Source organism: Solitalea koreensis (assembly GCF_900182575.1).
In the GTDB taxonomy this organism is placed as follows: domain Bacteria; phylum Bacteroidota; class Bacteroidia; order Sphingobacteriales; family Sphingobacteriaceae; genus Solitalea; species Solitalea koreensis.
Genome location: NZ_FXSZ01000002.1, coordinates 1 through 25,936 on the forward strand (window position 1 = coordinate 1; position 25,936 = coordinate 25,936).

General features: G+C 36.8%; 31 protein-coding genes and 1 tRNA gene. 18 read left to right on the top strand and 14 right to left on the bottom strand.

Features of this window, described 5'->3' with window-relative positions; translation table 11 throughout:
• Positions 1–294 precede the first annotated feature (294 nt).
• Both FN756_RS03090 and FN756_RS03095 read left to right on the top strand, forming a co-directional pair.
• Complete coding sequence (locus FN756_RS03090; RefSeq protein ID WP_142602163.1) at positions 295–813, top strand: RNA polymerase sigma factor; 519 nt, start codon at positions 295–297, stop codon at positions 811–813.
• Between the two features lie 11 nt (positions 814–824).
• Positions 825–1,943: a S1C family serine protease gene (locus tag FN756_RS03095; RefSeq protein WP_142601390.1), complete on the top strand. Its 1,119-nt coding sequence runs from the start codon at positions 825–827 to the stop codon at positions 1,941–1,943.
• A 62-nt stretch (positions 1,944–2,005) separates the two neighbouring features.
• On the opposite strand, the gene FN756_RS03100 is transcribed toward FN756_RS03095, so the two are convergent.
• From FN756_RS03100 to pdxH, 4 genes are all read right to left on the bottom strand, one after another.
• Complete coding sequence (locus FN756_RS03100; protein ID WP_142601392.1) at positions 2,006–3,367, bottom strand: NAD-dependent succinate-semialdehyde dehydrogenase; 1,362 nt, start codon at positions 3,365–3,367, stop codon at positions 2,006–2,008.
• A gap of 42 nt (positions 3,368–3,409) precedes the next feature.
• Positions 3,410–4,534 carry an NADH-quinone oxidoreductase subunit D gene (locus FN756_RS03105; protein ID WP_246085430.1) on the bottom strand — a complete coding sequence of 375 codons (1,125 nt, stop codon included), beginning with the start codon at positions 4,532–4,534 and terminating at the stop codon, positions 3,410–3,412.
• Positions 4,535–4,610: 76 nt separating this feature from the next.
• Positions 4,611–5,111 carry an NADH-quinone oxidoreductase subunit C gene (locus FN756_RS03110; protein ID WP_142601396.1) on the bottom strand — a complete coding sequence of 167 codons (501 nt, stop codon included), beginning with the start codon at positions 5,109–5,111 and terminating at the stop codon, positions 4,611–4,613.
• Positions 5,112–5,213: 102 nt separating this feature from the next.
• On the bottom strand, positions 5,214–5,870 hold the full coding sequence (pdxH, locus tag FN756_RS03115) for a pyridoxamine 5'-phosphate oxidase (RefSeq protein WP_221929005.1): 657 nt from the start codon (positions 5,868–5,870) through the stop codon (positions 5,214–5,216).
• A gap of 177 nt (positions 5,871–6,047) precedes the next feature.
• On the opposite strand from pdxH, the gene FN756_RS03120 reads away from it, so the two are divergent.
• The 6 genes from FN756_RS03120 to FN756_RS03145 all read left to right on the top strand — a co-directional run bounded on the left by FN756_RS03120 (position 6,048) and on the right by FN756_RS03145 (position 11,013).
• Positions 6,048–6,608 carry a YqgE/AlgH family protein gene (locus FN756_RS03120; protein WP_142601398.1) on the top strand — a complete coding sequence of 187 codons (561 nt, stop codon included), beginning with the start codon at positions 6,048–6,050 and terminating at the stop codon, positions 6,606–6,608.
• Positions 6,609–6,654: 46 nt separating this feature from the next.
• Positions 6,655–7,797 (top strand): 5-(carboxyamino)imidazole ribonucleotide synthase, encoded by a 1,143-nt coding sequence (locus FN756_RS03125; protein ID WP_246085412.1) that lies wholly within the window; start codon positions 6,655–6,657, stop codon positions 7,795–7,797.
• Positions 7,794–8,330 carry a 5-(carboxyamino)imidazole ribonucleotide mutase gene (gene purE / locus FN756_RS03130; protein ID WP_142601401.1) on the top strand — a complete coding sequence of 179 codons (537 nt, stop codon included), beginning with the start codon at positions 7,794–7,796 and terminating at the stop codon, positions 8,328–8,330. Before FN756_RS03125 ends, purE begins: the two co-directional genes overlap by 4 nt.
• A 197-nt stretch (positions 8,331–8,527) precedes the next feature.
• Positions 8,528–10,033, top strand: a complete 1,506-nt coding sequence (locus tag FN756_RS03135) for a sulfatase family protein (protein WP_142601403.1) — start codon at positions 8,528–8,530, stop codon at positions 10,031–10,033.
• A 276-nt stretch (positions 10,034–10,309) separates the two neighbouring features.
• Positions 10,310–10,864: a hypothetical protein gene (locus FN756_RS03140; RefSeq protein ID WP_142601405.1), complete on the top strand. Its 555-nt coding sequence runs from the start codon at positions 10,310–10,312 to the stop codon at positions 10,862–10,864.
• A gap of 76 nt (positions 10,865–10,940) precedes the next feature.
• Positions 10,941–11,013, top strand: a tRNA-Thr gene (locus FN756_RS03145).
• Positions 11,014–11,027: 14 nt separating this feature from the next.
• Here the strand turns inward: FN756_RS03145 and FN756_RS03150 are convergent.
• Genes FN756_RS03150 through ndhC form a run of 3 tightly spaced genes read right to left on the bottom strand, consistent with a single transcriptional unit; the run spans position 11,028 to position 12,875 of the window.
• Complete coding sequence (locus tag FN756_RS03150; RefSeq protein WP_142601406.1) at positions 11,028–11,210, bottom strand: hypothetical protein; 183 nt, start codon at positions 11,208–11,210, stop codon at positions 11,028–11,030.
• 3 nt (positions 11,211–11,213) lie between these two features.
• The gene (locus tag FN756_RS03155; RefSeq protein WP_142601408.1) at positions 11,214–11,702 is read right to left on the bottom strand and encodes an NADH-quinone oxidoreductase subunit B; all 489 of its coding nucleotides are present in this window, start codon (positions 11,700–11,702) and stop codon (positions 11,214–11,216) included.
• 30 nt (positions 11,703–11,732) lie between these two features.
• Positions 11,733–12,875, bottom strand: a complete 1,143-nt coding sequence (gene ndhC / locus FN756_RS03160) for an NADH-quinone oxidoreductase subunit A (RefSeq protein WP_142601410.1) — start codon at positions 12,873–12,875, stop codon at positions 11,733–11,735.
• Between the two features lie 124 nt (positions 12,876–12,999).
• Between ndhC and FN756_RS03165 the strand changes: the two genes are divergently transcribed.
• A complete protein-coding gene (locus tag FN756_RS03165; protein ID WP_142601412.1) occupies positions 13,000–14,193 on the top strand; it encodes a BaiN/RdsA family NAD(P)/FAD-dependent oxidoreductase in 1,194 nt (397 codons plus the stop codon).
• Between the two features lie 56 nt (positions 14,194–14,249).
• Here FN756_RS03165 and FN756_RS03170 read toward each other — a convergent pair whose 3' ends face one another.
• Together FN756_RS03170 and FN756_RS03175 are read right to left on the bottom strand one after the other, a co-directional pair.
• Entirely contained in the window at positions 14,250–14,876 is a 627-nt protein-coding gene (locus tag FN756_RS03170; protein ID WP_142601414.1) for a hypothetical protein, read from the bottom strand.
• 101 nt (positions 14,877–14,977) lie between these two features.
• Positions 14,978–15,481, bottom strand: coding sequence for an RNA polymerase sigma factor (locus FN756_RS03175; RefSeq protein ID WP_142601415.1), 504 nt, complete (start codon positions 15,479–15,481; stop codon positions 14,978–14,980).
• A 140-nt stretch (positions 15,482–15,621) separates the two neighbouring features.
• On the opposite strand from FN756_RS03175, the gene FN756_RS03180 reads away from it, so the two are divergent.
• Both FN756_RS03180 and FN756_RS03185 read left to right on the top strand, forming a co-directional pair.
• Entirely contained in the window at positions 15,622–16,308 is a 687-nt protein-coding gene (locus FN756_RS03180) for a TatD family hydrolase (RefSeq protein WP_142601417.1), read from the top strand.
• 52 nt (positions 16,309–16,360) lie between these two features.
• A complete protein-coding gene (locus FN756_RS03185) occupies positions 16,361–17,086 on the top strand; it encodes a tRNA threonylcarbamoyladenosine dehydratase (protein ID WP_142601418.1) in 726 nt (241 codons plus the stop codon).
• A 166-nt stretch (positions 17,087–17,252) separates the two neighbouring features.
• Here FN756_RS03185 and FN756_RS03190 read toward each other — a convergent pair whose 3' ends face one another.
• From FN756_RS03190 to FN756_RS03205, 4 genes are read right to left on the bottom strand one after another with little or no spacing between them, the layout of a single operon-like run.
• Positions 17,253–17,807, bottom strand: a complete 555-nt coding sequence (locus FN756_RS03190; RefSeq protein WP_142601420.1) for a YceI family protein — start codon at positions 17,805–17,807, stop codon at positions 17,253–17,255.
• 16 nt (positions 17,808–17,823) lie between these two features.
• Positions 17,824–18,711 carry a DUF5777 family beta-barrel protein gene (locus tag FN756_RS03195; RefSeq protein ID WP_142601421.1) on the bottom strand — a complete coding sequence of 296 codons (888 nt, stop codon included), beginning with the start codon at positions 18,709–18,711 and terminating at the stop codon, positions 17,824–17,826.
• Positions 18,712–18,718: 7 nt separating this feature from the next.
• Entirely contained in the window at positions 18,719–19,108 is a 390-nt protein-coding gene (locus FN756_RS03200) for a hypothetical protein (RefSeq protein ID WP_142601423.1), read from the bottom strand.
• Between the two features lie 18 nt (positions 19,109–19,126).
• Positions 19,127–19,522, bottom strand: a complete 396-nt coding sequence (locus FN756_RS03205; protein WP_142601425.1) for a hypothetical protein — start codon at positions 19,520–19,522, stop codon at positions 19,127–19,129.
• A 230-nt stretch (positions 19,523–19,752) separates the two neighbouring features.
• Between FN756_RS03205 and FN756_RS03210 the strand changes: the two genes are divergently transcribed.
• Entirely contained in the window at positions 19,753–21,783 is a 2,031-nt protein-coding gene (locus FN756_RS03210) for a S9 family peptidase (RefSeq protein ID WP_142601427.1), read from the top strand.
• Positions 21,784–21,859: 76 nt separating this feature from the next.
• Here the strand turns inward: FN756_RS03210 and FN756_RS03215 are convergent, their stop codons facing one another.
• On the bottom strand, positions 21,860–22,210 hold the full coding sequence (locus tag FN756_RS03215) for a hypothetical protein (protein WP_142601428.1): 351 nt from the start codon (positions 22,208–22,210) through the stop codon (positions 21,860–21,862).
• Positions 22,211–22,295: 85 nt separating this feature from the next.
• On the opposite strand from FN756_RS03215, the gene FN756_RS03220 reads away from it, so the two are divergent.
• The 6 genes from FN756_RS03220 to FN756_RS03245 all read left to right on the top strand — a co-directional run bounded on the left by FN756_RS03220 (position 22,296) and on the right by FN756_RS03245 (position 25,889).
• The gene (locus FN756_RS03220; protein ID WP_142601430.1) at positions 22,296–22,940 is read left to right on the top strand and encodes a PliI family lysozyme inhibitor of I-type lysozyme; all 645 of its coding nucleotides are present in this window, start codon (positions 22,296–22,298) and stop codon (positions 22,938–22,940) included.
• A 59-nt stretch (positions 22,941–22,999) separates the two neighbouring features.
• Complete coding sequence (locus tag FN756_RS03225) at positions 23,000–24,202, top strand: BaiN/RdsA family NAD(P)/FAD-dependent oxidoreductase (RefSeq protein ID WP_142601431.1); 1,203 nt, start codon at positions 23,000–23,002, stop codon at positions 24,200–24,202.
• 125 nt (positions 24,203–24,327) lie between these two features.
• Positions 24,328–24,894, top strand: coding sequence for an NADPH-dependent FMN reductase (locus FN756_RS03230; RefSeq protein ID WP_142601433.1), 567 nt, complete (start codon positions 24,328–24,330; stop codon positions 24,892–24,894).
• Positions 24,895–24,928: 34 nt separating this feature from the next.
• Complete coding sequence (locus FN756_RS03235) at positions 24,929–25,135, top strand: RNA-binding S4 domain-containing protein (RefSeq protein WP_142601435.1); 207 nt, start codon at positions 24,929–24,931, stop codon at positions 25,133–25,135.
• 277 nt (positions 25,136–25,412) lie between these two features.
• Entirely contained in the window at positions 25,413–25,607 is a 195-nt protein-coding gene (locus FN756_RS03240) for a cold-shock protein (RefSeq protein WP_142601437.1), read from the top strand.
• A gap of 90 nt (positions 25,608–25,697) precedes the next feature.
• Positions 25,698–25,889, top strand: a complete 192-nt coding sequence (locus FN756_RS03245) for a cold-shock protein (RefSeq protein WP_142601438.1) — start codon at positions 25,698–25,700, stop codon at positions 25,887–25,889.
• Positions 25,890–25,936: the final 47 nt, after the last annotated feature.

Consider the following 25,936-nt stretch of genomic DNA (forward strand, 5'->3'; position numbering starts at 1 on the left):
TTAGATTTGTTCATACTTGAAAGTGTCGTAACTTAAAAGTAGAAACAAACGGGGTGACTTTGGTTGCCTCGTTTATTTTTTATCGGACACTACTGTTTAAAAATTATATTTTATTGACAATTAGATCTTGATAACGTGCTTATAAAATGGCTGTTTACCTCTTATTAATGCGTTTTTTTAATAATCAGCATTTTTTTTTTCTATTATTGGGTTACAATTTCATCTTATTTGTATTAAGAACGTAACAGAGTGACAACTAAATCATATACAACTGATAGTGAATTTATAGAGGGGATGTTAAATGGTTCTGATGAAGCCCTCAGGAGTCTTTATAAAATGTATTTTCCGATGGTTCTGCAGTTGGTGATGACAAATAGTGGTTCTGAAGATGATGCTAAAGATGTTTATCAAGAGTCGATTATTATACTTTATGATAAAGTTCGAAATGGCAACTTTCAGTTGAACAGTAAACTGAAAACGTTTATTTACTCTGTTTGCAGGCGTTTATGGCTTAAGAGGCTCAAGATTCAAAGTAAAAATGCTGGGAAAGTTACCGATTATCAGGATATTATTGCAGTAGATGAAGACTTGGCAGCGCATGAAGAAAAGGATTTGATGATTAATCAAATGCTAAGTTCACTTGTTAAATTAGGTGAACCATGTAAAACAATCATTGAAGATTATTACATGCACAATAGCTCCATGCAGGAGATTTGCGAGAAATTCGGTTATACCAATGCCGATAACGCCAAAACACAGAAGTACAAATGTATGATGCGTTTAAAGAAATTATTTTTTTCTGAACGCTGTTAGAGAAATTGATCATGAACGAAGAGCAAAAAATAATGAATGAAATTGAGCGTTACCTAAACGATGAAATGTCGGAAGTTGAACGTCGTGCGTTTGATTCGTTACGCAGAACTGATTCGGAATTAGATGGTAAAGTTGTTTTTCAACAACAATTTATATCAACTATTAAAGCGGTGGCTGAACGCAAATCTCTTTCAAATAAATTGGAAGCGTTTCATAGTGAGCTGGATATTGAAGCCATTAAAACTGAAATCTTACCTCAAACTCCAAAAGTGATTCAATTATGGAGAAGCTATAAAAACCAGATTGCTATCGCTGCAACCGTAGCGTTTTTTACAATTATGGGTACGCTAGTAGCATCAAATTTACTTCATAATGAGAAAAACGCTTCCTATAGGGCTTTACGTCGTGATATGGAATCAATTAAGCGCTCACAAAATGCTTTAATCAGAAATATTAATTCTAATCCTCAATCGAATACTAAATTACCTGTCAACCCAGGTAAATTTGGAGGTACAAGTTTTGTATTATCAAGTTCAGGTTATTTAATCACCAATTATCACGTTGTTAATGGCGCTGATTCTATTTATTTAGAAAATGATAAAGGTGAAGTATATAAAGCGAAGCCTGTTTATATGGATCAAACTTATGATTTAGCAGTTCTGCAAATTGATGATCCCAATTTTAAATCGTTTGGCCCATTACCTTATACCTTTAAAAAGAATAAATCAGATTTAGGCGAAGAGGTGTTTACCTTAGGTTTCCCTCGTGATGAAATGGTGTATGGTAAAGGTTATTTAAGTTCAGCAACCGGTTTCGGTGGCGATACAGTAGCATACCAGGTTTCAATTCCAGCAAATCCTGGCAACAGCGGCGGTCCGTTGATTGACAGCAAAGGAAATATAGTAGGAGTGGTGAGTGGTAAACAGAATGAAACAGAAGGCGCCACGTTTGCAATTCGTTCACAAAGTGTGCTTAAATTTCTGAATTCAATACCGCATGATTCCTTAGATAATAAGATCGCTTTTAATAAAATCACTTTTGCTAAGAAGAATTCAATAGCTGGATTGAGCAGAACCGAACAAATTAAAAAGATGAAGGATTATGTGTTCATGGTGAAAGTTTATAATTAAAGATCAGATCTCTTTTAAAATATCAATAAAAAACCGGCCTCAGCCGGTTTTTTATTGATATTTTAAAAGATGAATACCGTTTTAATATTCACGAACTCTTTGATGCCGTACAAACCCAATTCACGACCATAACCAGATTCTTTTATCCCACCGAAGGGTAATCGTGGATCAGATTTAACCAATGAGTTAACAAAGCATGCACCGGCTTCCAGGAGCTCTGACGCTATCTGTTCAGCTCTGATTTTATCTTCAGTAAATACAGCAGCCCCTAATCCGAAAGAATTATCGTTTGCTATGAAGATAGCTTCTTGTTCATCTTTAGCAGTAATGATAGATGCTACAGGTCCAAAGAATTCTTCTTCATAAGCAGGATTTCCTTTTTTAATATTGATGAGAATAGTTGGAGGGTAGTATGCTCCCGGTTGGTCGGGAATCTCTCCTCCTAAAAGACATTTCGCTCCTGCGGCTACACTGCGTTTAACCTGATCATGAAGTTCATCACGTAAGTCAACACGTGCCAATGGGCCAATATCAGTAAATGTCTCAAAGGGATTTCCTATCTTTTTAGCAGCCATCAAGGCTTTAAACTGCTCAATGAATTTGTCGGCTATACTTTGAACCACTATAAACCGTTTCGCTGAAATACAGCTTTGACCGCTGTTAATTAGTCGGCTAGCAACGCATATTTCAACTGCTTTCTGTAGATCGGCATCTTCAAGAATAATATAGGCGTCACTTCCTCCTAATTCTAATACTGTTTTCTTTATAAGAGAACCGGCCTTTGCCGCGACCTTTTTACCGGCTTGTGTACTACCCGTTAAGGTTACTGCCTTTATATGCTGATGTTCAATAACCGCATCAACCTCTTTTGAACCGATCAGTAATGTTTGGAATACGTTTTCTGGAAAACCTGATTCGCGAATTAGCGCGTCGATAGCCATGGCACAACCCGGAACATTAGAAGCGTGTTTTAATACTCCTGTATTACCGGCCATTAAAGCCGGAGCTAAAAAGCGAAATACTTGCCAGAAGGGGAAATTCCATGGCATTACGGCCAATACAACACCGATCGGATTAAATGTTACATAACTTTTAGAAGCCTCGGTTTTAACCTCTTCAGACTGAAGAAAAACGGCAGCATTTTCGGCATAATATTCGCAAACAGAAGCACATTTTTCTATTTCTGCAATTCCTTGCTTTAATGGCTTGCCCATTTCAAGGGCCATTAATTCGGCTAGCTCTTGTTTACGTTGAAGTAATACTTTGGCCGTTTTTTTTAATAGTTTAGAGCGTTCTTTAAATGAAACATCTTTCCAATTTAGAAATGCTTCATGAGTTGCATTGATCTTTTCATCAACTTCCTTAGAAGTATGCTCTATATAGTTTTTTACTATTTCGTTGGTAGCAGGATTGATTGCGTTCATTTCTTTTAGATAAAGATGTAAGATTTAAGTAGCAAGATTTTCTTACCGATCTACTTCTCCTAAAACGATATCAATTGAGCCCAAAATCGCAACGATGTCGGCAATCATTACTCCCCGTGATATCTCAGGAAGAACAGATAGATTATTAAAACTAGGACCGCGTGATTTTACCCTAAACGGAATTTCGGTTCTTCCATCGGCAATGAAATAGAAACCCAATTCACCTTTTGGATTTTCAGCTCTAACATAAAAATCTTGTGCTTTTGGAGTACATTTTCTAGGAAGCTTAGCTCTCGGATCAAAATCAGGACCTCGTTTTAGCTCTTTTTTCAACCGCTCCAAACATTGTTCTATGATACGGAGTGATTGCTCCACTTCATCAACGCGTACTTTATAACGATCCCAGCAGTCACCCACTTTACCCATTTGTCCGGTGCCACAAGGAATTTCAAAATCAATTTCCGGGTAAACTGAATAATTATCAACTCTACGTAAATCATACTTAATACCTGATCCTCGTAAAACCGGTCCCGAACATCCGTAGTTAATGGCTACGTCCAGTGGCAAAACACCTACGTTTGCAGTACGGTCAATAAAGATTCGGTTATTGGTAAGAAGTTCATTCAACTCTACCATTTTTGGTCTGAAGTACTCAACAAATTCTGTACAACGTTCTTCAAAGCCAACAGGCAGGTCATAAAATAAACCTCCAACCCAAATATAGTTGTAAAGCATTCTTGCTCCTGAAGCCCATTCAAGCATGTTCATAATATACTCCCGATCACGGAAACACCATAAAAATGGGGTAAAAGCGCCAATGTCAATTCCGTAGGTACCAATAGCAATTAAATGAGAGGCAATGCGGTTTAACTCACAAACCAGAACCCTTATGTATTCCACTCTTTTGGGAATATCATTATCAATTCCGAGCATATGTTCAACTCCCATTACAAAGGCATGGTTATTATTCATAGAGGCCATGTAATCCATACGATCGGTGTAAGGGATTATTTGCGGGTAACTGAGCGATTCACAATGTTTTTCAAAACAACGATGCAGGTAACCTATATGAGGGATTACATCTACAACTATTTCACCATCGGTAATCAATTCAAGGCGTAGTACTCCATGCGTTGATGGGTGCTGTGGACCCATATTGAGCACCATTTCTTCAGTTTTGAGGTTGCTAATGCGTTCTTTATAGCGTTCGTTTGCTCGGTTCAATTTATCTTCGGTTAGACAATTAGTAATCTATTTTAATGCCTTTATAGGTTTCTGCTGTTTTATAGTCCTTTCTTAAAGGATATCCTTCCCAATCATCAGGTAATAAGATTCTCCTTAAATCAGGATGTCCTTTAAAATCAATACCCAATAAATCATAGGCTTCGCGTTCGTGCCAATCGGCGGTGCGCCAAACGTCGGAAACTGTAGGAAAAGAGGGGAGTATTGCTGAGTTGCGATCAAACTCTTTTTCTACCTTTAAAGTTAGTTGAGTATTATATGGGATAGAGGAAAGGTGGTAAACAACTCCGATTTTATTTTTATCAATACCATAATCTATCCCGGATAAATTGGAAAGAAAGTCGAAGTACGTATTACTATTATCACGGAGTTCAAAACAAACTTTGTTTATGAATTCAGGATTAATAACAAGAGCAGGTTGTAAACCTTCATTTTGCTCAGCAATAAGCACTTCAGTTCCAAACTTCTCTATTAAAAGGTTTTTTATCTCTTGAAAGGTCATATTACCAAAAGTAAAAAAATAGTTGTCAGTTATTGGTTATCAGTTTTAGGATGAGAAGAATAAATCTCCCTGATCCCAATCCTCTTTTCTCAGAACCCTTTGCTAAGGCGCTACGCGTTGAATTTTCCATTCATTATTTGTTCCCTTAGTATATTGCAAACGGTCGTGCAGTCTGCTCGGGCGACCTTGCCAAAATTCAAAAAAGTTTGGGTTAACGAGAAAACCACCCCAATGATCAGGTTTTGGGAGAACATCGCTGTGCTCGTATTGTTTTTCTAATTCCGCCCATTTTTGTTCTAATACGCTTCGATTTGTGATGGCCTGACTTTGAGCTGACGCCCACGCTCCAATTTGACTACCTTTTGGCCTTGACTGAAAATAGCGGGTTGATTCTTCTTTATCTACTTTTTGAACCGTTCCTTCAATGATGATTTGACGTTGTAGTTCGATCCAAAAAAATGAGAGGCATACATTAGGGTTTTGCTCAATTTCAGCCCCTTTCCGACTTTGATAATTAGTGAAAAATGTAAATCCGTTTTCATCAAAACCTTTTAAAAGGACAACCCTAGCAGAAGGTTTTCCTGCAACAGTTGATGTGGAAATAGTCATTGCATTAGGTTCAATAATCCCTGATTGTAAGGCCTCGTTAAACCAAGTGTCAAATTGTATAAATGGATTTTTGTTTATATCGGTTTCTAAAAGCGATTGGGCACTATATTCTTGTCTTAAATTTTCGAGTGCTGTTTTTTCAATATTCATGATGTTGTTATTGTTATTAGGCAGTCTGTAAAATTACTCAGATTTTACAGTAAATATTGTTTAGTCAAAAAATAGTACTTTTTATTACACCTATTATTTATAAGTATATGACTTCTAATAAGTTATGATTATCTTAACAGTAAAATCTACTCCATCAATCTGCTAAATCAAGGAGCTATGTTAAACAACAAGCAACCGGCAGGAGGAAAGCTGTTAATCTCTGAGCCATTTATGTTCGATCCAAATTTTAAACGATCAGTAGTGTACTTAACTGAGCATAACGAAGAGGGATCTGTAGGGTTCGTTTTAAATCAAAAAACTGAACTTTTAATTTGTGATATTATTGAAGATCTGGAAGACTGCCAATTTCCGGTTTATATCGGAGGTCCGGTGGGGAATGATAGTCTGCATTATCTTCATTCAATAGGCGATAGCATAGAAGGCAGTGTACATATTAGAGACGGAATTTATTGGGGTGGAAATTTCGAAGTGATAAAAATTTTACTCGAAAATAATAAGCTTAGAGATGACGAAGTGAAGTTTTTTATCGGTTATTCAGGTTGGGGAGAAGGGCAATTAATTGGTGAGCTGAACGAGAATGCCTGGTTGGTAGCCGATGCTAATGCCGACTTGGTTTTTGGTGAATTTGACAAAAAATTATGGAGCGAAGCCATTAAATCCTTAGGATCAAAATATGCTCCGCTAGTTAATTTTCCTGAAAATCCACGATTAAATTGATGTTAGCTACAAAATGCATATTTTTGAGCTTATCAATTATTTGTGTGTGAAAACATTTAACTCTTCAAATTTTAAATTAGGCATACTTGGTGGTGGGCAATTAGGTAAAATGTTACTTCAGCCTGCGATGAACTATAGTGTCGATGTACACATTCTGGATCCTGATCCGACTTCTCCATGTAGCTATTTTTGTAAAAACTTTCATTTAGGAAGTTTTAATGATTTTAACACCGTTTACAATTTCGGTCGTAATCTTGATTTAATTACGATTGAAATTGAGAATGTGAATGTTGAAGCATTAAAAAAGTTGGAGTCAGAAGGCGTAACCGTTTTTCCTCAACCTCATATCATTGAGTTGATACAGGATAAAGGGCTTCAAAAAGATTTCTATATTCAGAACAATATCCCGACCTCTCCTTATCAAAAAATCGTTAACCGGGAAGAATTGGTGCACTACGCCGACAAGTTTCCTGCTATGCAAAAGCTGCGTAAGGCAGGTTATGATGGCCGTGGAGTTTGTAAAATAAACTCATTAAAAGACTTAGACAAAGCTTTTAATGAACCAAGTATTTTGGAGGAGTTAGTAGATTTTGATAAAGAAATTGCCGTATTGGTTGCTCGAAATGCTTCAGGACAGATTAAAACATTTGACGCAGTAGAAATGGAGTTTAATCCAGATATGAACCTGGTTGATTTTCTGTTTAGTCCTGCCAATATCAGTGATGAGCTCACTGAAATTGCTAAACAACTGGCAATGAATGTGGTGGAGAAACTTAATTTCGTTGGTTTACTTGCAGTTGAAATGTTTGTTACCAAAGACGGAAAGATTCTGGTAAATGAATTAGCTCCTCGTCCGCATAATAGTGGTCACCATACAATCGAAGCCTGTGTAACTTCTCAATACGAGCAGCATTTACGAGCCATTCTTAATCTTCCATTAGGTTGCACGGATCAACGCCAACCTGCTGTTATGGTTAATTTATTAGGCGAGGAAAACTTTATAGGAGAAGCTCGTTACGTTGGTGTAAATGAAATTTCATCACTTGGGGGCGTTTACTTGCATTTATATGGAAAGAAAATCACCAAACCATTTCGTAAAATGGGACACGTTACGATTATCGACAGCGATCTGAAAAAAGCATTTGAAAAGGCAAAATTTGTAAAAGATACATTTAAAATACAGGCATGAGTAATCCTTTAGTAGGTATAATTATGGGCAGCGATTCTGACTTAAAAGTAATGTCGGCTGCTGCAGAAATATTGGAAAAGTTTGAAATACCGTTCGAGGTAACTATAGTTTCGGCACATCGTACTCCTCATCGTATGGTTGAATATGCCGGACAAGCAGTTGGTCGTGGTATCAAAGTAATTATTGCCGGAGCCGGCGGAGCCGCCCATTTGCCTGGTATGGTAGCATCGTTAACCACCTTACCCGTTATCGGCGTTCCTGTAAAATCAAGCAACTCAATTGATGGTTGGGATTCGGTACTGTCTATTCTTCAAATGCCAAGTGGAATACCCGTAGCAACTGTTGCTTTAAATGGAGCTGCAAATGCAGGTATTCTTGCTGCCAATATCATTGGAGCATATGACGAGCATGTTTCGAATAAACTTTCAGAATATAAACAAGAGTTAAGCGATAAGGTACTTACCGCCGTTGATAAAATTGAACGGTTAGGCTATAAAAAAGTGTTAGAGCACAATATGAGTGTTCATAAATAATTATTTATTATTATAAACAGGTAAAGGCAGGAATTAATTTTTCTGCCTTTTGTCAATAAAATATATTTTTTGGCATTCGAATAAGATTATTTGCTGTAAAAACTAAAAGTTGACAAATATCTCCGCAATAACTTTAGATAGTTAGTGTTATACAACATGACAAAACGCTTATTATTTTTAAATTATACCTTCAATTTATGAGAAAGATTGGTTCGTATTTAAGACCGTTTATATTTTTAATTGCAATAATTGTATTGAGTAGTGCCGGAAGGAAAGAGCAAATAACTGTTCAGCCTCCCGTTAAAACACCCAATGTGATTCTTATTTTAATGGATGATATGGGTTATGGTGATCTTGAATGCTATGGAGGTTTTCCCTATCATACACCAAATATTAACAAGCTTGCTGCCGAAGGGATGCGTTTTACCAATTTTTATGTAGCTCAGGCAACTTGTAGTGCATCACGTTCTGCTATTTTAACAGGGTGTTATCCCAACCGAATTGGAATTGACGGAGCATTGAGTCCAATTTCTGAAATAGCTTTGAACCCGGATGAGCAAACAATTGCTTCTTTGTTAAAAGATAAGGGTTATAAAACGGGAATGTTAGGGAAATGGCACCTGGGCCAGAGACCTCCATTTCTTCCCCTGCATTATGGCTTTGACGAGTTTACGGGCTTACCTTATTCACATGATTATTGGCCGGTAAATTATGATGGTAACCCAAGCACTGATATGAAAGGAAAAGCGCGTTGGCCTGTGCTTCGTTTACTGGAGGGTGATACTCCCGGAAAGGAAATTAAAACCTTAGACGATGCTGCTACGTTAACTTCTCTCTATACGAATAAGGCGGTTGATTTCATTAATCGCAATAAAAAGAATCCATTTTTTCTTTACCTGGCACACGCTATGCCCCATGTACCATTAGCAGCATCTGCTAAATTTAAAGGGAAAAGTAATGAAGGGTTGTTTGGTGATGTGATGCAGGAAATCGATTGGTCAATAGGAGAAATTATGAAAGCTCTGGATGCAAATGGGCTTTCAAACAATACTATTGTAATTTTTACTAGTGATAATGGCCCTTGGCTTACCTTTGGCAATCATGCCGGTAGTACTGGTGGTTTTAGAGAGGGTAAAGGAACGGCTTGGGAAGGCGGTGTACGCGTACCTTTTATTATTCGTTGGCCATCTCAAATAAACTCGGGTACAATTTGTAACAATATGGTAGCAAGTATGGATTTGTTGCCAACTATCATTAATAGTTGTGGGGCCAAACAGCCTGTTAAAAAGATCGATGGAGTTGATATAACGCCACTGCTAAAACAAGTACCGGCTGCTAATCCCAGAGATGAATTTGTTTATTATTACGATCGCTGCAGTTTAAAAGGTATTCGTAAAGGACAATGGGTATTAACTTTCCCTTGTATGTCACAAACCTATAAAAAAGTAACAGCTATCGGCCATGACGGCTGGCCTGGAAAATATGCAAGTGATAGTGTGAGATTGGGTTTGTATGATTTACGGACTGACCCGGGAGAAACCCTTGATGTGAAAGATAAGTACCCGGAAATAGTAAAACAACTTTCAGTAATAGCAGATCGTTATCGAAATGAAATAGGAGATGATCTAACCAAAATAAAAGGAACAGAAATTAGACCTGCTGCTAAAGTAACTGAATTTCAAAAGTCTCCAAATAAGGAATAATTATCGTTGAATGCGTACAAAAAGATTCAGTTCTGTTAATTAGCATCTGGATATCACTAAAAAGGGGTTAGAGTTTTAAACTTTAACCCCTTTTTAGTGATATCTCTTTAGCATCAAATTCTTCAAAAAAAGATCTTTTCTGCAAGCTTCTGAGTAAATTTATATATGGTGAGGTATTTTTATCTGATCCTGGTGTTTGTTATGTTGTGTGAATCACAATGCAACGGACAATCTATCTCTGAAAAACAAATTCCTGGAATTTACTTTTTGGAGAGTATGCCGGAAATATCTGCCGGTTTCAAATTTAATGCTGACCATACTTTTGAATATACATTTACCTATGGTGTAGTCGATAAATGGGGGAAAGGCACCTGGAAACTGTATCGTAACCAGCTGGTATTAAAAAGCGAAAAGAGCCAACCCGACAAAGATTTTGTATTAGTTTATTCGGACAGTTCTCATCATGATGGTTTGATAGTAAAAATTATAGATTCTTTACAATTACCTATTCCAAATATTGATTGTCGTTTAGGAGGAGTAACAGGTGTGGTTGTTAGAACCAATGACAATGGAGAGGCCTTGTTTCCGGATCAAAATTCAGGTCTACTCGAAATGATGCACCCAATTTATGGTACGCGTATTTCTGCGTTCGATCTTGATTCAACATGTAATTTTTTTCTTTTTAGCCCTTCTTGTGATATTTCCGAAGTTTATTTTAAGAACTTTAAAATAGTAGTTTCTTCCGATATCCTGTTGGTGGTGATGTTACCCGGTATCCCCACAAACGATATGGTAAACATTAGAAGCTATAAGTTTAAAAAAATAAAATAAGTATGAATAGTACTTTTTTCTTTATAGGTATACTCTTGTTTTGTTATTTAAATTCTCTATTTTAGAAGAACATTATGCCTCTTTAGCTCAGTCGGTAGAGCAACTCATTCGTAATGAGTAGGTCGCAGGTTCGATTCCCGTAGGAGGCTCTATATTAAAGGATTTATAGCTTACCGGATGCTTTGGCAGTAATGTACAAACCAACTGCAACTAATAACATAGAAGTCACACCAAGCAAGCTGCTCACGATGCTTTCTCCTTTGTTCAAATGAATTACCACCATTACAGCTTGAATAACAAAGAATAGGCTTGCCGCAATTATTAATATTTTTCGGGTTTTATCCATAATCTACATCTGGGTTAATATACTTTCGGTTTTAATTTTATTTTGAAGCTCAATTATACCACCAATTAATGCTTCCGGGCGAGGTGGACAACCTTGTACGTAAATATCTACCGGAATAATTCGATCCACTCCTTTAACCACATGATAACCATGTTCCCAGTATGGGCCTCCACAATTTGAACAAGAACCCATTGAAATAACATATTTAGGTTCAGGCATTTGCTCATATAAGCGTTTAATTCGTTCAGCCATTTTAAAGGTTACCGTACCTGCAACGATCATTACATCAGATTGACGCGGTGACGGACGAGGAAATACCCCTAAACGATCCAAATCATAGTTAGCAGCCATGGAACCCATCATTTCAATTGCACAGCAAGCAAGGCCAAAACTTACCGGCCAAAGCGATGAAAGACGCGCCCAGTTTAACAGGTCATCAACCTTGGTAATTACAACTCCATTGCTTTCCACTTTTTTTATGAGTTCTTCCATTTATAGTATTAAATCTTAAAGAATTAAAGCCTAGTCTTCATTTTTAACATCCGATGCATCTTCCGTGTTTGATGCTTGTTCCGGCTTTTTTAATAGCTGCGGTCTAAACTTTGGTTTATAAGGAGTTGAGGTTTTCTTTTCGTCCTGAACTTCTTCCTTCGTTTCATTAGTCATTGGCGTTGATTCTTCATCCTTGGCCTCATCAGTTTTTTTTAACATCTGTGGTCTAAACTTAGGCTTGTAAGGTGCTGTTGCTGGTTTTGTTTCTTCCTTAATTTCTTCTTTTACCTCATTTACACTATGCGTTTTCTCCTTTGCCTCATCTGGTTTCTTCAGGATTTGAGGTTTGAACTTTGGTTTATAAGGAGCAACTGTTTTGTTTTCTGATGTTTTTTCTTCAGGTTTTAGTTCCGTACCCTCATTTACAGTCTGATTATTTTCAATTGTTGACTTATTTAGCTGTGGTTTAAACTTAGGCTTATATGGAGCCGATGCAGGTTTATCTGCCCCTGGTTTTTCACTCACAGGTTCGTTAGCTGGAGAACTCTCAGTAATTGTTTTTTCAACTTCATTAGTGCCTAATTTACCGGCCATAGCACTTTTGAATAAGGCTTTTCTAGGGGAAACAGTAATAGGTTCGACCGTTTCAATTTTAACTGCAGCTTCTTTTAATGTTTGCGGATCGAATGCTCGTAATTGATGTTTATGTGTATTCAATTCAGCATATAAATTCATCGGAACTTTTACGTCCACTACAGGAATAAGTGGTTGTGGTTTAATCCAATCGATATCGCCCTTTTTCCAAACATATAATAAGCCTATCAACAGAATAGCAATGAAGATACTCATCTCAATAAAACTCAACCATCCCCAAGCGGGTTCAGCTGCTATAAGTGCTTTTTGTCCGAATACGGTTGCCCATGGGAAAAGAAATACTAACTCAACATCAAACAGCAAAAATACCAATGCCACCACATAAAAACGCATATTAAACTGCATCCATGAATTTCCGGTTGGCTCTTCTCCACATTCATAAGAAGTTAGTTTCTCAGGATTGGGTTTGTGAGGACTGATCAAGGATGACATGAACAGCGTTATTAAAACAAAGCCTGTTCCCAGAACCAGGAATAGTAATATCGATCCAAATGCTGATATTTGTGTCGTTTCTTGCATTTGACAAATATAATCTTTCAATATTAGATATGAGAAAGACCTGTTGAGATATGCAATGCATGAATTAGGAAGGAATTTAAATTTTTTGGCCATTTCTATGGGTAGTGATAACAGTAAATCTCGAATGTCAGATTTAGATGCAATAATAATTGGTGCAGGAGCTTGTGGGTTAATGTGTGCGGTTCAAGCGGCTTATTTGGGTAAGAAGGTGGTGATTTTGGAAGGAAATGATAAACCCGGAGCTAAGATTTTAATATCAGGTGGAGGACGTTGTAATTACACCAATATGTATTCAACTCACCAGAATTTCATTTCTGATAATGAGCATTTCAGTAAATCCGCTTTTTCACAATGGACTGTTGATGATACCATTAGTTTTTTTGAAACCTATGGTATTGAGGGACAAGAGAAAACATTAGGTCAATTGTTTCCAACTACCAATAATGCTAAAGACATTGTGAGAGTGTTTACCCAAATTTGTAATGATTTCGGACAGGAGATTATTTGCAGTTCCATGGTAGATGCAGTTGAAAAGAACGATGATGGCTTTACTGTAAAATTTAAGCTGAATGGCCGGCAAGAACTATTAACCGCGCCCAAAGTTGTTATCGCTACCGGCGGTTTACCTATTCCAAAAATGGGAGCAACTGATTTTGCATTTAAAGTAGCCAAACAGTTTGGTATGAAAATTACCAAAACCGCTCCGGCTCTTGTTCCGTTAACCATCGGTGGTGAAGACCGCGAATGGTACGAAAAACTATCGGGAACCAGTATTTTTAGCCGCGTAAGCAATGATCGGATTAGTTTCGAAGAGAATATTTTGTTTACTCACTGGGGATTAAGTGGTCCGGCGATCTTGCAGATTTCATCTTACTGGAAACATGGTGAAGAATTTGAGATTGATCTTTATCCTGACGGAAATATATTAGATTTAATTGAGGAAGAACGACAAACCAATGGAAAGAAAATGCTTGCTACTTTTCTGGATAAACTGTTTTCACGGAAATTTGTAGAAGCATTAGAAGAATTCCTTCCTCTGAGCACTAATCTGGCTTCTCTCACTAAAAATGATTTGCAGGATATTGAAAATTTGATTCATCATTTCTATGTGAAACCAGCCGGTGATAAGGGGTATGAAAAAGCCGAGGTGATGCGCGGAGGCATTGATACCAATGAACTTTCATCGAAAACCTTAGAAGCTAAAAAAGTTTCAGGTTTGTTTTTCGGTGGTGAATGCGTGGATGTTACCGGTTGGTTAGGTGGTTACAATTTCCAATGGGCCTGGGCAAGTGGGTATGTGATAGCCCAAAATATTTAGGTTTGAGGTTTAAGGTTCTCTTTGTGATCCGACCATAAACCTAGCCTTAAACCTATTTAATCAATCATCTCCAATTCTTCTAAACTGGCTTTTAGTTTCTGCAGGTGCTGGCCATATATCTTTTGTGAATAGGATTTTATGAACCAATAAGTGCTGCCAACCATCGCTAGAACAATTAATATCATCCCGATCATAGCCCATGGATTGTCATTAATATATTGATTAATGTCTTCAGCTACGTATTTAGGTATTAAAATGAACACTACCGTAACAAATACAATAGGAGTGAGCAGTAAATTACTGAGGTAATATACATTGATGAATTTTTCCAGTTTTAACACTAAAGCGGTTAAGTTTTTCCGTACGGAGGCATCTTGTTTAAAGCTTTTTAAGTACTGCATCATATTACGATAGTATAGCAGGAAAAAGATGCACATAACATAAAATACCGCCATGAAAATTTTTCCACCCAAATTATTCAATAAACGATACATGGGGAGATAAAATAGCACCATGCAAATTGCATATACAATCATCTCCATGCGAATGTTCTTCATGATTTTATTGATAACATCGTTTGAATGGTTGTTCAGCATTTCAGCTATCTCCAAATCACTTTTCTGCTCATTGGTTTGCAATCCTTGAAGATCTTTCCAGGCATTTTTCAGGTTTTCTAATTCCATTCTAAAAGAGTTTTTTAGGCCGTAGTCCACGGTCTATAGTCCATAGAAATACTTTTATAATTATATTATTTATCCATGGGCTGTCGACTATCGACCATGGACTAAATGCTACATCTTGTTTTTACTATCTGTTTCAATTTTTCCCTTATCCGGTTCATTCTTACCCGCAAATTGTTTTGGGTGATACCCATTGTTTCTGCGATTTCTTCGTAAGATCGATCATCTAAATACATCAACGTAATTGCTTTTTCGATTTCTGAGAGATGAGCAATGGCATCGTTGAGCATTTGTAACTGTTCCGATTTTTCTTCGTAACTGCTATCATTCGGATAAGCAAGCACGTTCTCTGTTATACTTTCTTGTACAGGTTGGCGATAGCTTTTACGTAGGCCTGATAAAGCCACATTCAATGCCACCCGATAAATAAAAGTACTGATCTTAGCTTCGGCCCTAAACGAAGCAACTGAACGCCAAAGCTGCAATACAATCTCTTGAAACAGGTCTTTTTTATTATCCTTATCATTGCAATACATGCCACAAACTTTGTGGATGATGCCTTGATGAGTGTTCACCAGTTCAATAAATTGCTTTTCACTTAACTGCATTCAGGTGGATCGTATGATTAATTAGTAGCACAATTTGCATAGAATTACAGTTAGAGAAAAATAAATTTGTAATAGTTGAGTTCATAGTTAGTATCTACTTCATAACTTCGTAACCTTCTTCTTAGGTAACTTCATTATTCATGAAACCATCGTCCAACTATTACATCAATATTCATTCGCATCGCAAACCCATTTTGGATAATGAGTTTACAATTCGTAATGCATTTCATTTTTTGGAGAGGAAGGATCTTGATCAGTTAAATTATGCGGTTTCGGTTGGCATTCATCCCTGGCATGTAGCAAAGTCTGATCTCGAGAAATCAATGAAGCGATTGGAGCGCTGTTTGCAATCATCAAAGGTATTAGCAATAGGAGAGTGCGGACTTGATCGGTCAATTGCAATATCAATCGATTTACAGCGTAGTTATTTTGCAACACAGTTTGAACTGGCTCAGCGTTACCGCAAACCTATTATTATACATTCCGTGCGCAGTTATTATGATTTTGTTCCTTATTTGAAGGCATCAAATGTGCCGTTTATCTTTCATCGTTTTCAAGGAAATGCACAGGAATTAGCCCAGTTAATGAAGCATAAAGCGTATTTCTCATTTGGTAAATCATTGATTCAAAATCATGCTGTACAAATAGAGCTTTTCAAAAAGATTCCCTTGAATCGTTTATTTCTGGAAACTGATAACACAAACGTGAGCATTGACCAAGTGTATGAAAAAGCAGCTGATTTAAGAAATATTGAATCGGGTGAGGTTAAATTGTTGGTTTTTAATAATTTTGCGACCGTTTTTGAGGAAAGGGCCAATGAATACTGAATACCAATAGCTTAAACCCCAAATTCTTAACCTATAACCTGTTTTTAATAGAATGGAAGTGCCTTACTGGATGAGTCGTACCAACCTGTTGTTGGGCGAAGAAAAGATTGAAAAATTAGTTAATGCTCATGTGTTGGTTGTTGGATTAGGCGGAGTTGGTGGAATTTGTGCTGAAATGATTGCTCGCGCCGGCGTAGGTACCATGACCATTGTTGATGCCGATACTGTTGATCCAAGTAATAGAAACCGTCAGATACCAGCTACTAAAAGTTCTGAAGGAAAATTAAAAGCTGAAGTTTTAGCGGAACGTATCCGTGATATCAATCCTGAAATTAAGCTGAACGTCATGTGTGAATACTTGCGTGATGAGCGTACCTTCGAGGTGTTGGATCAGGGATCTTTCGATTACGCTGTTGATTGCATAGATACCCTATCTCCTAAGTTATTCTTTATTAAAGGTTGTAAAGACCGTGGAATTCCGATTGTAAGTTCAATGGGTGCAGGTGGAAAAGTAGACCCTACTCGTGTTCGTGTAGTTGATCTTTTCGAAACCTATAACTGCACGCTTTCTCGCCATGTACGTAAACGCTTGCGCCAAATGGGAGTGAAGGAGAATTTAACAGTGGTTTGGTCTCCGGAAGATATTGAAACCGACCGCGTATACACCGTTGAAGGCATGAATAATAAAAAATCAGTAATTGGAACCATTTCTTATATGCCAGCAGTTTTCGGTTGTACGGTGGCATCAGTAGTGATCCGTGATCTGTATTCAAATTAGACTGTCAAGTTGAGCGAGTCGAATATTATTGTAACAGAATGCCCTTTTTATAGGGAAAACGTGATTTTTTAGATATCAACCTCCGGACTGATTAATGCAAGAATAAATGAAATCAAACAAAATCGGTGCTTCATAGGTGAAGCACCGATTTTGTTTTTGAATGTTTTTAACTGCCTTTCTTTTGATAAGGGCTGAGTGCTCCCGACACATTTACATCAATCAATTCGGCAATCTTGGTAAAAACCAGTTTAGGAATTTCAATATTATGATCTTGGGGTTTTATTTTAAACGATGAGCTAAGGGTAATCTTACCATTTTTTACTTCCATTGTTCCATTAAAAGTACGGAGCTGCTCTACACCATGTAGATTTAATTTCCCGGTAACATTTACAGTATAAGTTCCGTCTTTTGAAAAATCGATTTTTTCATTGAGTTTTCCACGAAATGATGATATAGGATATTTTGAACTTTCCATGTAATTTTCATTGAAATGTTCTTGCATAAGAGCACGTTCAAAAGTAAAAGATGTGTTCTTTATCCTAACATACAACGAATCGGTTGTTGCATTCAATAATATTGAAGCGGTTGTATTTACTGCTGAAATATCTTCAACCGACGTTTTTGAAAAAAAAGAAACCTTTGATGAATTAGAAACATATACCTGAGCTTTAGCGCTAATTGCAATTGTACTTAACGCTATTATAATCAATAATTTTTTCATTCTTATTAATTTGAATCTAAAGTGTAAATACTCTTGAAATATTAAAACCTAAACGAATTCCGGCATTTGACCATTTAGTATTGGTATATGGAATAAACTGATTTTCCGTTATTCCTAATGAGTTTGTAAAAACTACCTGAAACACATGACCTCCGGTCTCAATCTCCCAGCCTAGTCCAAAACTGTTATAATATTGCTGTAATGAATAGTTGTTTATCCTTAAGCCGTATTCGGTAGTTAAAGCCATGCGTCGGGTTAGCTTATATCTACCTGCTAGGCCTAAAGCCATGATGTCGTTTTTATCGGTTATCTTATCAACTAAATTATAGTGGATAAGCATAGGACTTAGTTGCAACGATAAATTTTCATTGAACTTACGTGCAACAATGGCCTGTGCTACATATGAAAAACGACTGCTCGTATATTCATAACGATCAATACCAGGAACCACCTGATTATCATGTACGGTGGTATAATAAGCCCCTCCAAATAAAGTTAAACTAACCGGCATTTTACCTATCGACTGTCGGAGGACTCTGGATTTTACATAAGTATCGTACTGCTTATCAATTGAACTGCGGCCAATGCCAAATTCGAACTTTCCATTAAAACTGTAACTTAAACCTAGTCGAATAGTAGCTCCTTGGTCCAATCCAAAAAGATTATATCCTCCACTGTTAAACGGCCCAAACCGATGTTGAATTTGAAATTCCAATGTACGAGGTCCTACGGTTTCTACAGAATTAAAATTGATAACATGTGTCCCTTTGAAGGTTGCTGAAACTACTTCATTCTTTACAGAATCTCTCTGTTCAAGCAATTTCATAGGATCATCCTGGGCCATAGCAGAAAAAGGAAGTATTAAGGCACCGAATAGAAAATAGGTATAGAAAGAAAATTTCATTTGTTTGTTAATTATTAAGGTGCCCGTCTGTAACCCATTTTTTTATCTTAGCAATACTGCAGTCATTTAGCTGAGATGAACTTCCCTGAGGCATACGACTGGTTTTTCCATCCCAAGTAATGGAACTTACAAGTTTACCACTTGTCGCAACAGCGTTTACGCCGCTATAGGTTGATAAATTCACACCGCTGGTATTATTACCACCATGACAAGAATTTCCCGTGCCACAATAACTACTTAAAATGGGTGCCACATCTTTTGAGTATAACATTGTGCCCGTTGCATCACAAGTTGTTTCTCCTAACGATTGCTCAGGATGCAACTCACCCGATTTATCATAATAGCATGATGCCAGGCCTACCATCAATAGCAAGCTGATTAAAAAATTTTTTTTCATTATTTGCTTAATTTAATATCAGTTATTCTTTGCACCTTGTAAAATCCATAAATAAATGGTGGAAACTTCCTGATCATTTAAATGACGATTAGGAGGAGGGGGCATTTGCGTTTCAATATTGCCATAAGCCGTTATTACTTTATTTAATTGACTACCAGTAGCACTACCCGGTTTTATATGTCTTAACACATCATTATATGAAAGGAGTTTAAATCCTTCATTATAAACATTACCATGACAACCTGATTGTGTACAATTAGCTATAAGAATAGGCTGAACATCATTGGAATAGCTGATAGTAGGTGTATTACTTAAATCGGGGTCGTGTTTACATGAGGTAGCTCCTATCACTCCAGCTATTATGTGCAAAATACTACCTAAAACTAAACTGTACTTATTTTTTAATCTCATCATTAAAATTGTGTTAGACCAAACCTAATTACAGGAACATGAAGAAATGATGAATATTGATAAATCAGAATAGATCTAAATAAAAAACTCAGCACTCTAGGCAATGAATGCGCTTAATTCATTGGTATTGCGGATATGATTCATTGTGATGAATAGAAAACTAAGTTCAGCATTCAGCTTCTACTTTAGCTTGCATCATTTTCCTATCTTCGTTTAAACAATTTCAAAATCTTATGAGGAAAATATTTATTGCAGTAGCTTTTATTATAATGGCGTTGCAGACAATGGCTCAGGATCATCTTACACCTGAATTGTTGATGAAATTAGGCCGCGTGTCGGAACCTCGTGTTTCACCTGATGGCAAAAAAGTGTTATACAATGTACGCTATATGGATATTGCCGCTAATAAGGGTAATTCTGATTTGTACATGATGGATATTAACGGCCAAAATGTTAAGCCTGTTGCTGTTGGTCCCGAAAGTCCCTTTTCTGGTAAATGGCGTCCTGACGGTCGAAAAATTGGCTACATAGAAGGCGGGCAAGTGTGGGAGATGAATCCTGATGGCTCAGATAAAGTAAAGATTACAGATGTGAAAGAGGGGATTTCCGGATTTGGCTATTCTCCAAAAATGGGTTATCTATGGTATTTGTCTGATGTAAAACTGGATAAAAATCCTGCAGAAATTTATACAGATCTTCCCAAGGTTGACGGGGCACGTATCATTGATGGTTTGTTTTACCGACATTGGACCGAGTGGCATGATTATGCTTATAGTCATATTTTCCTTGCTAAATATAATAATGGTAAGGTTGATGCAGCAATCGATTTGATGGAAGGTGAACGATTTGATTGTTCATTGCAACCTGATGGTGGCGAAGAACAAATTGCCTTTAGTTATGACGATTCAAAGATTGCTTACACTAGCCGTAAGCTTAATGGTACAGATGAAGCCCTGAGTACCAACTCTGATATTTACGTGTACACTATTGCCAGTAAAAAAACTGAAGATGTTAGTCAGGGAATGAATGGTTATGATACCAATCCGCGTTTTTCTCCTGATGGTAAAAAAATGCTTTGGTTGAGCATGGAAACTCCTGGTTATGAGGCCGACAAAAACCGAATCCTCACCTATGATGTGGCCACTAAAGCAAAAACTGATATTACTAAAAACTTCGATTATTCATCATCGAAAGCTGAATGGGACGCAAACAGCCAGCGCATTTATTTCATTGCCGGTATGGAAGCAACAGAACAAATTTGCATGTTTGATCCACGCTTGCACTCGGTTTCTCGAATAATGCCAATTACCAAAGTTGTAGCAGATATTACCGACTTCGATTTTGTGATGCAAGGCAAGGAACCAGTGATGATCGCTTCAATGATGAGCATTTCATTGCCAACAGAGGTTTTTAAAGTTGATTTAGCTAAAGGTGATTTGAAACAACTTTCGCAGGTAAATACTGAAATGCTTTCGAAACTGAAAATGGGTAAAGTTGAGAAGCGTATGGTTAAAACTACCGACGGAAAAGAAATGTTGGTATGGATGATTTTACCTCCTGATTTCGATGCAACCAAAAAATACCCCACTTTATTATACTGCCAAGGTGGCCCTCAAAGTACGGTGAGTCAATTTTTCTCTTATCGTTGGAACTTCCAATTAATTGCCGCAAATGGTTATATCGTCGTTGCACCTAACCGTCGTGGCTTACCTTCATTCGGTCAACAATGGAATGCTGAAATTTCAGGTGATTGGGGAGGTCAGGCTATGCGTGATTATCTGAGTGCAATTGATGATGCTGCAAAAGAACCTTATGTGAATAAAGATCGTATGGGAGCTGTTGGTGCAAGTTATGGTGGTTATTCTGTGTATTGGCTGGCCGGTCATCATGAGAAACGCTTTAAAACCTTTATTGCCCATGATGGTGTGTTCGATTTAAAATCAATGTATGGTACAACAGAAGAACTATGGTTTGTGAATCATGATTTGGGTGGTCCGTATTGGAAAAATCTAAAATCGTACGAGCAGTTTTCGCCTGATAAATTTGTACAAAACTGGGATACCCCGATTTTGATTATTCATAATGAAAAGGATTTCAGAGTACCACTGGGCCAGGGTATGGAAGCATTTACCGCTGCTCAATTGCAGAAAATACCAAGTCGCTTTTTGTACTTCCCTGATGAAGGTCACTGGGTTTTAAAACCACAAAACAGTATTCTTTGGAACCGTATATTCTTTGATTGGTTGGCTCGAACCTTGAAGTAAGTAAGATTCAAGATATAGATCCAAGATATTAAAATACAACAGGCTGCTCAATTTGGGCAGCCTGTTGTATTTATGATTAAAAAAGCTTGTTCTCTGATTCGGTAACCTTGAAGAACTCTTTGGTAAATACAAGTGCTTTTGCTTCGTCAAACTCCTTACATGTATAAATAATAAGTGAGAAAAATTTCTTGTTCGACCATATTGCCAAATAAATTCCTGAATCGATTAAAGGAATAAAAGCATCGTATCCCTGATTTTCCTTTTTTCCTAATCCATCTGTTGTATGAACTATAGGATCTCCATACGTTTTAAGTTCAAGGCTATCGGTTAGATACTTAAAATAGTTAATTGGCGTCTGCTCGTTAACTTCAATTGTGAAGTAACCTTCTATCAAAAAACGTTTGCGGAAAATGTCGGGAGCAATCATGGTATTATATGGAATCTGTCTGCTTTTTATTAACTTGATGTATTTTAGTTAATTATCTTATTAATTTACCTAAAATTAATTAACAATGCTCAAACAAACCTTGAGTTATATTTTCCTGTTTGGTATTACTGCTTTACTTTCCTGCACCCATTCAGCTCCGAAACAACATATGATTGCTGATAGGGCTAATTCTGTTGCTGCTGACTCAATTGCTCAACAGTCTATTGATTCCGGCTTTTCGAAGACTCTGAGTATGGGTGCCATATCCTTTAAAGTTTCTTGTGCAAACACAAGTTCCTTAAATAGGCTCGTAATTTCCCCTTCCGGAATTGTACAAAAAAGTGTCATTTCAGAAGATATAGAAGGCACAATTACTGATGCTGTTGTCGCAGACCTAAACAGTGATGCTTTTCCTGAGTTATACTGTTTTGCCAATTCAGCTGGTAGCGGATCCTATGGAAAGGTTTATGCTTATTCTTCAAATAAAAACAAAAGTTTGACCTCTATTTATCTTCCAGAACTATCAGATAATAAAAAATTTTCAACAGGTTATATGGGGCATGATGTTTTCAAAATTAACCAAAATCGATTAATTCGATCTTTTCCGATTTATTTGAAAGATGATCCTAATGTTTCTCCCAGTGGAGGAACAAGAACAGTTACTTATAAATTGAAAGCAGGAGAAGCAGGATGGGTATTGGAGGTGGATAATGTTAAGGACTCAAAATGAGTATATACAGATCATTTTTTGAAAAGCCCCCCAATAATTGTTGTATATATTTGCAATGAATGAAAAAAATAATTGCAATAATTGGAGGAGGACCGGCAGCATTAATGCTAGCAGCCCAGCTCAATACAAATAAGTTTGATGTTACTATTTATGAACGTAATGCTGCAGTTGGTAGAAAGTTTTTAGTAGCAGGACAGGGTGGTTTTAATTTAACACATGGAGAATCCGTCGATCAACTGGTAACTCGATACAATCCTTCTTCATTCTTAAAAAATAAGATCTTCTCATTTTCCAACACCGATTTACGTGAATGGTTGTCAGCGATTGGCATTGAAACATTTGTAGGCTCCAGTAATAGAGTGTTCCCTGTTAAAGGGACTAAACCTATTGAAGTACTTAATGCTATTTTAAATAGCTTGTCATTAAAGAACGTTAAAGTCTTAACCCGGCACCTCTGGCAAGGATGGAACGAGAAAAAAGACCTTGTTTTTTCTACCGAAAAGGAAGATTCAAAAATTATAAAAGCTGATTACATAGTATTTGCTTTGGGAGGCGGAAGTTGGCAGAAAACCGGATCGGATGGAAGCTGGACTACTCTTTTTGCAGCTAAAGGGGTTAAATGTAATCCTTTTGAAGCGTCTAATTGTGCTTTTCAAATTAACTGGCCTCAAGAATTCATAAAGCAAACAGAAGGCAAGCCCATCAAAAACATAGCTGTAAAATGTTTGGATAAAGAGAAAAGAGGCGAAATTGTTGTTACTTCATTTGGTTTGGAAGGAGGGGCTGTGTATGCATTGAGTCCGGAGATTCGTCAGCAATTAGCTGCTAACAATAGCGCGATTATCTATATTGACCTAAAACCAGATTTGCCCATTGAAGAAATTAAGAGAAGACTTAATTACGAAAGGGGCAAAAAATCATGGTCGAAGCATCTGGAAGATCAGTTGAAATTTAGCAAAGTTCAACTAACTCTCCTTAAAAGTGAATTGACTAAAGAAGATTTCCTAAATATTGATACTCTTTCATCTAAAATAAAAAAAATACCCATACAAATTATAGCTACAGCTCCTGTTGATGAGGCGATTTCGACAGTAGGAGGTGTTTCTTTAGATGAGATTGATACTGACTTTCAGTTGAAGAAATTGCCTGGGCATTACGCCATTGGTGAAATGTTAGATTGGGATGCTCCTACAGGAGGTTATCTGCTTCAAGCCTGTTTTAGTATGGGCCACAGTTTAGCTATTCGGTTGAATGAACTGTAATTCCATCCGATAGCTTAGTTTTTATCTGTAACTTTAAAAAAGCTTCTTCTAGATCAGATTTCTTTATCATCTGTATCCATTCATTAAAATCGAGTTGTTAGAGGGTTTTATCTAAATATACAGTTATGCATATCGCTATTATCTCAGCAAGTGTTCGTGTAGGCCGTAACAGCCATCGGGTTGCATTGTTTTTCAAAAGATTTATTGAAGAAAATAACCTTGCATCTGTTGAATTACTTGATCTAAATGCATATCAATTCCCTCTTTTTGATGAACGTTTACGATTTCAAGCCAAGCCTTCTGAAAAGGTGCTAGCCTTTGCTGATAAAATCAAAAATGCCGATGGGGTAATCATGGTAACACCAGAGTATAATGGCGGTTATCCGGCAAGTATAAAAAACGTGATTGATTTACTTTATGATGAATGGTATAAAAAACCGATCGGCCTGGTAACTGTTTCGGATGGTCCTTTTGGCGGCACTCAGGTAATGACTTCTCTGCAGTTTTCTTTATGGAAGATAAAGGCATGGGTGGTTCCGGCAATGTTTGCTGTTCCTAAGGTAAGAGAAGCCTATGACGAAAACGGAAACGCAATAAATAAAGAGCTAAGTAATAAGCTGGCCGGTATATTTATGAAAGAGATGTTATGGTGCATGGAGGCAAAGAAACGTATGGAAGAAAATCCATATTGAAATGCGTATTTTCGCATCCTTAAATGATGATAAAATGACAACGTTTAAAATAAATGGAGAATACATCGAGCTGATTAAATTGCTAAAAGCTACACAAATGGCCGAAAGTGGGGCACAAGCGCAGATGCTCGTAGTTGATAAACAAATAAAAGTGAATGGTCAACTCGAGATGCGTAAACGTGCTAAGCTAAAAGCCGGTGACAAAGTTGAAACTCCATTTGGCAAGATTGAACTTACGTAGATTTGTTGTATTGCATTGATTGTAAGTAGATTAGTTTTTAAAATTATTTTAGAAATAAATAGGTTATTAAAAAAATAAACCTCACCTTTACAGCGTCGACGAAGAATAGTCGAGAAGAAAAACTACTTATTATCAAAAATATCTAATTTCCCTTCTACAGTATTCTCCCAAACAATTTTGAAATAATAATTAAAATCTATAAACATTTGATATAGGATATTAATTTTATTTTCAACTAATTAATTGAAACATTTTTTAAATATAATACAATAACAAAATGCAAACTGGAGTAGTAAAATTCTTTAATTACACAAAAGGCTTTGGCTTTATTCAACACAGTGATTCAAATACTGAAACATTTGTACACGTAAGCGGTCTTATTGACGAAATTAAAGAAAACGACCAAGTTGAGTTCGACTTGGAAAAAGGCAAAAAAGGAATGAACGCGGTTAACGTAAAAGTTATCCAATAATGATATTAATGTTTATCGATTAAAATTGATCCATAAACATTACTACAATTTTTTAAATACAACAACAACAACAACAACAACAACAACAAAATGCAAACTGGAACAGTAAAATTCTTTAATTACACAAAAGGTTTTGGCTTTATTCAACACAGTGATTCAAATACTGAAACATTTGTGCATGTAAGCGGTCTTATCGACGAAATTAAAGAAAACGACCAAGTTGAGTTCGACTTGGAAAGAGGTAAAAAAGGTATGAATGCAGTTAACGTAAAAGTTATCTAATTTTATAAAATATTTATTTCAAAGCCCACGATTTACTATTGTGGGCT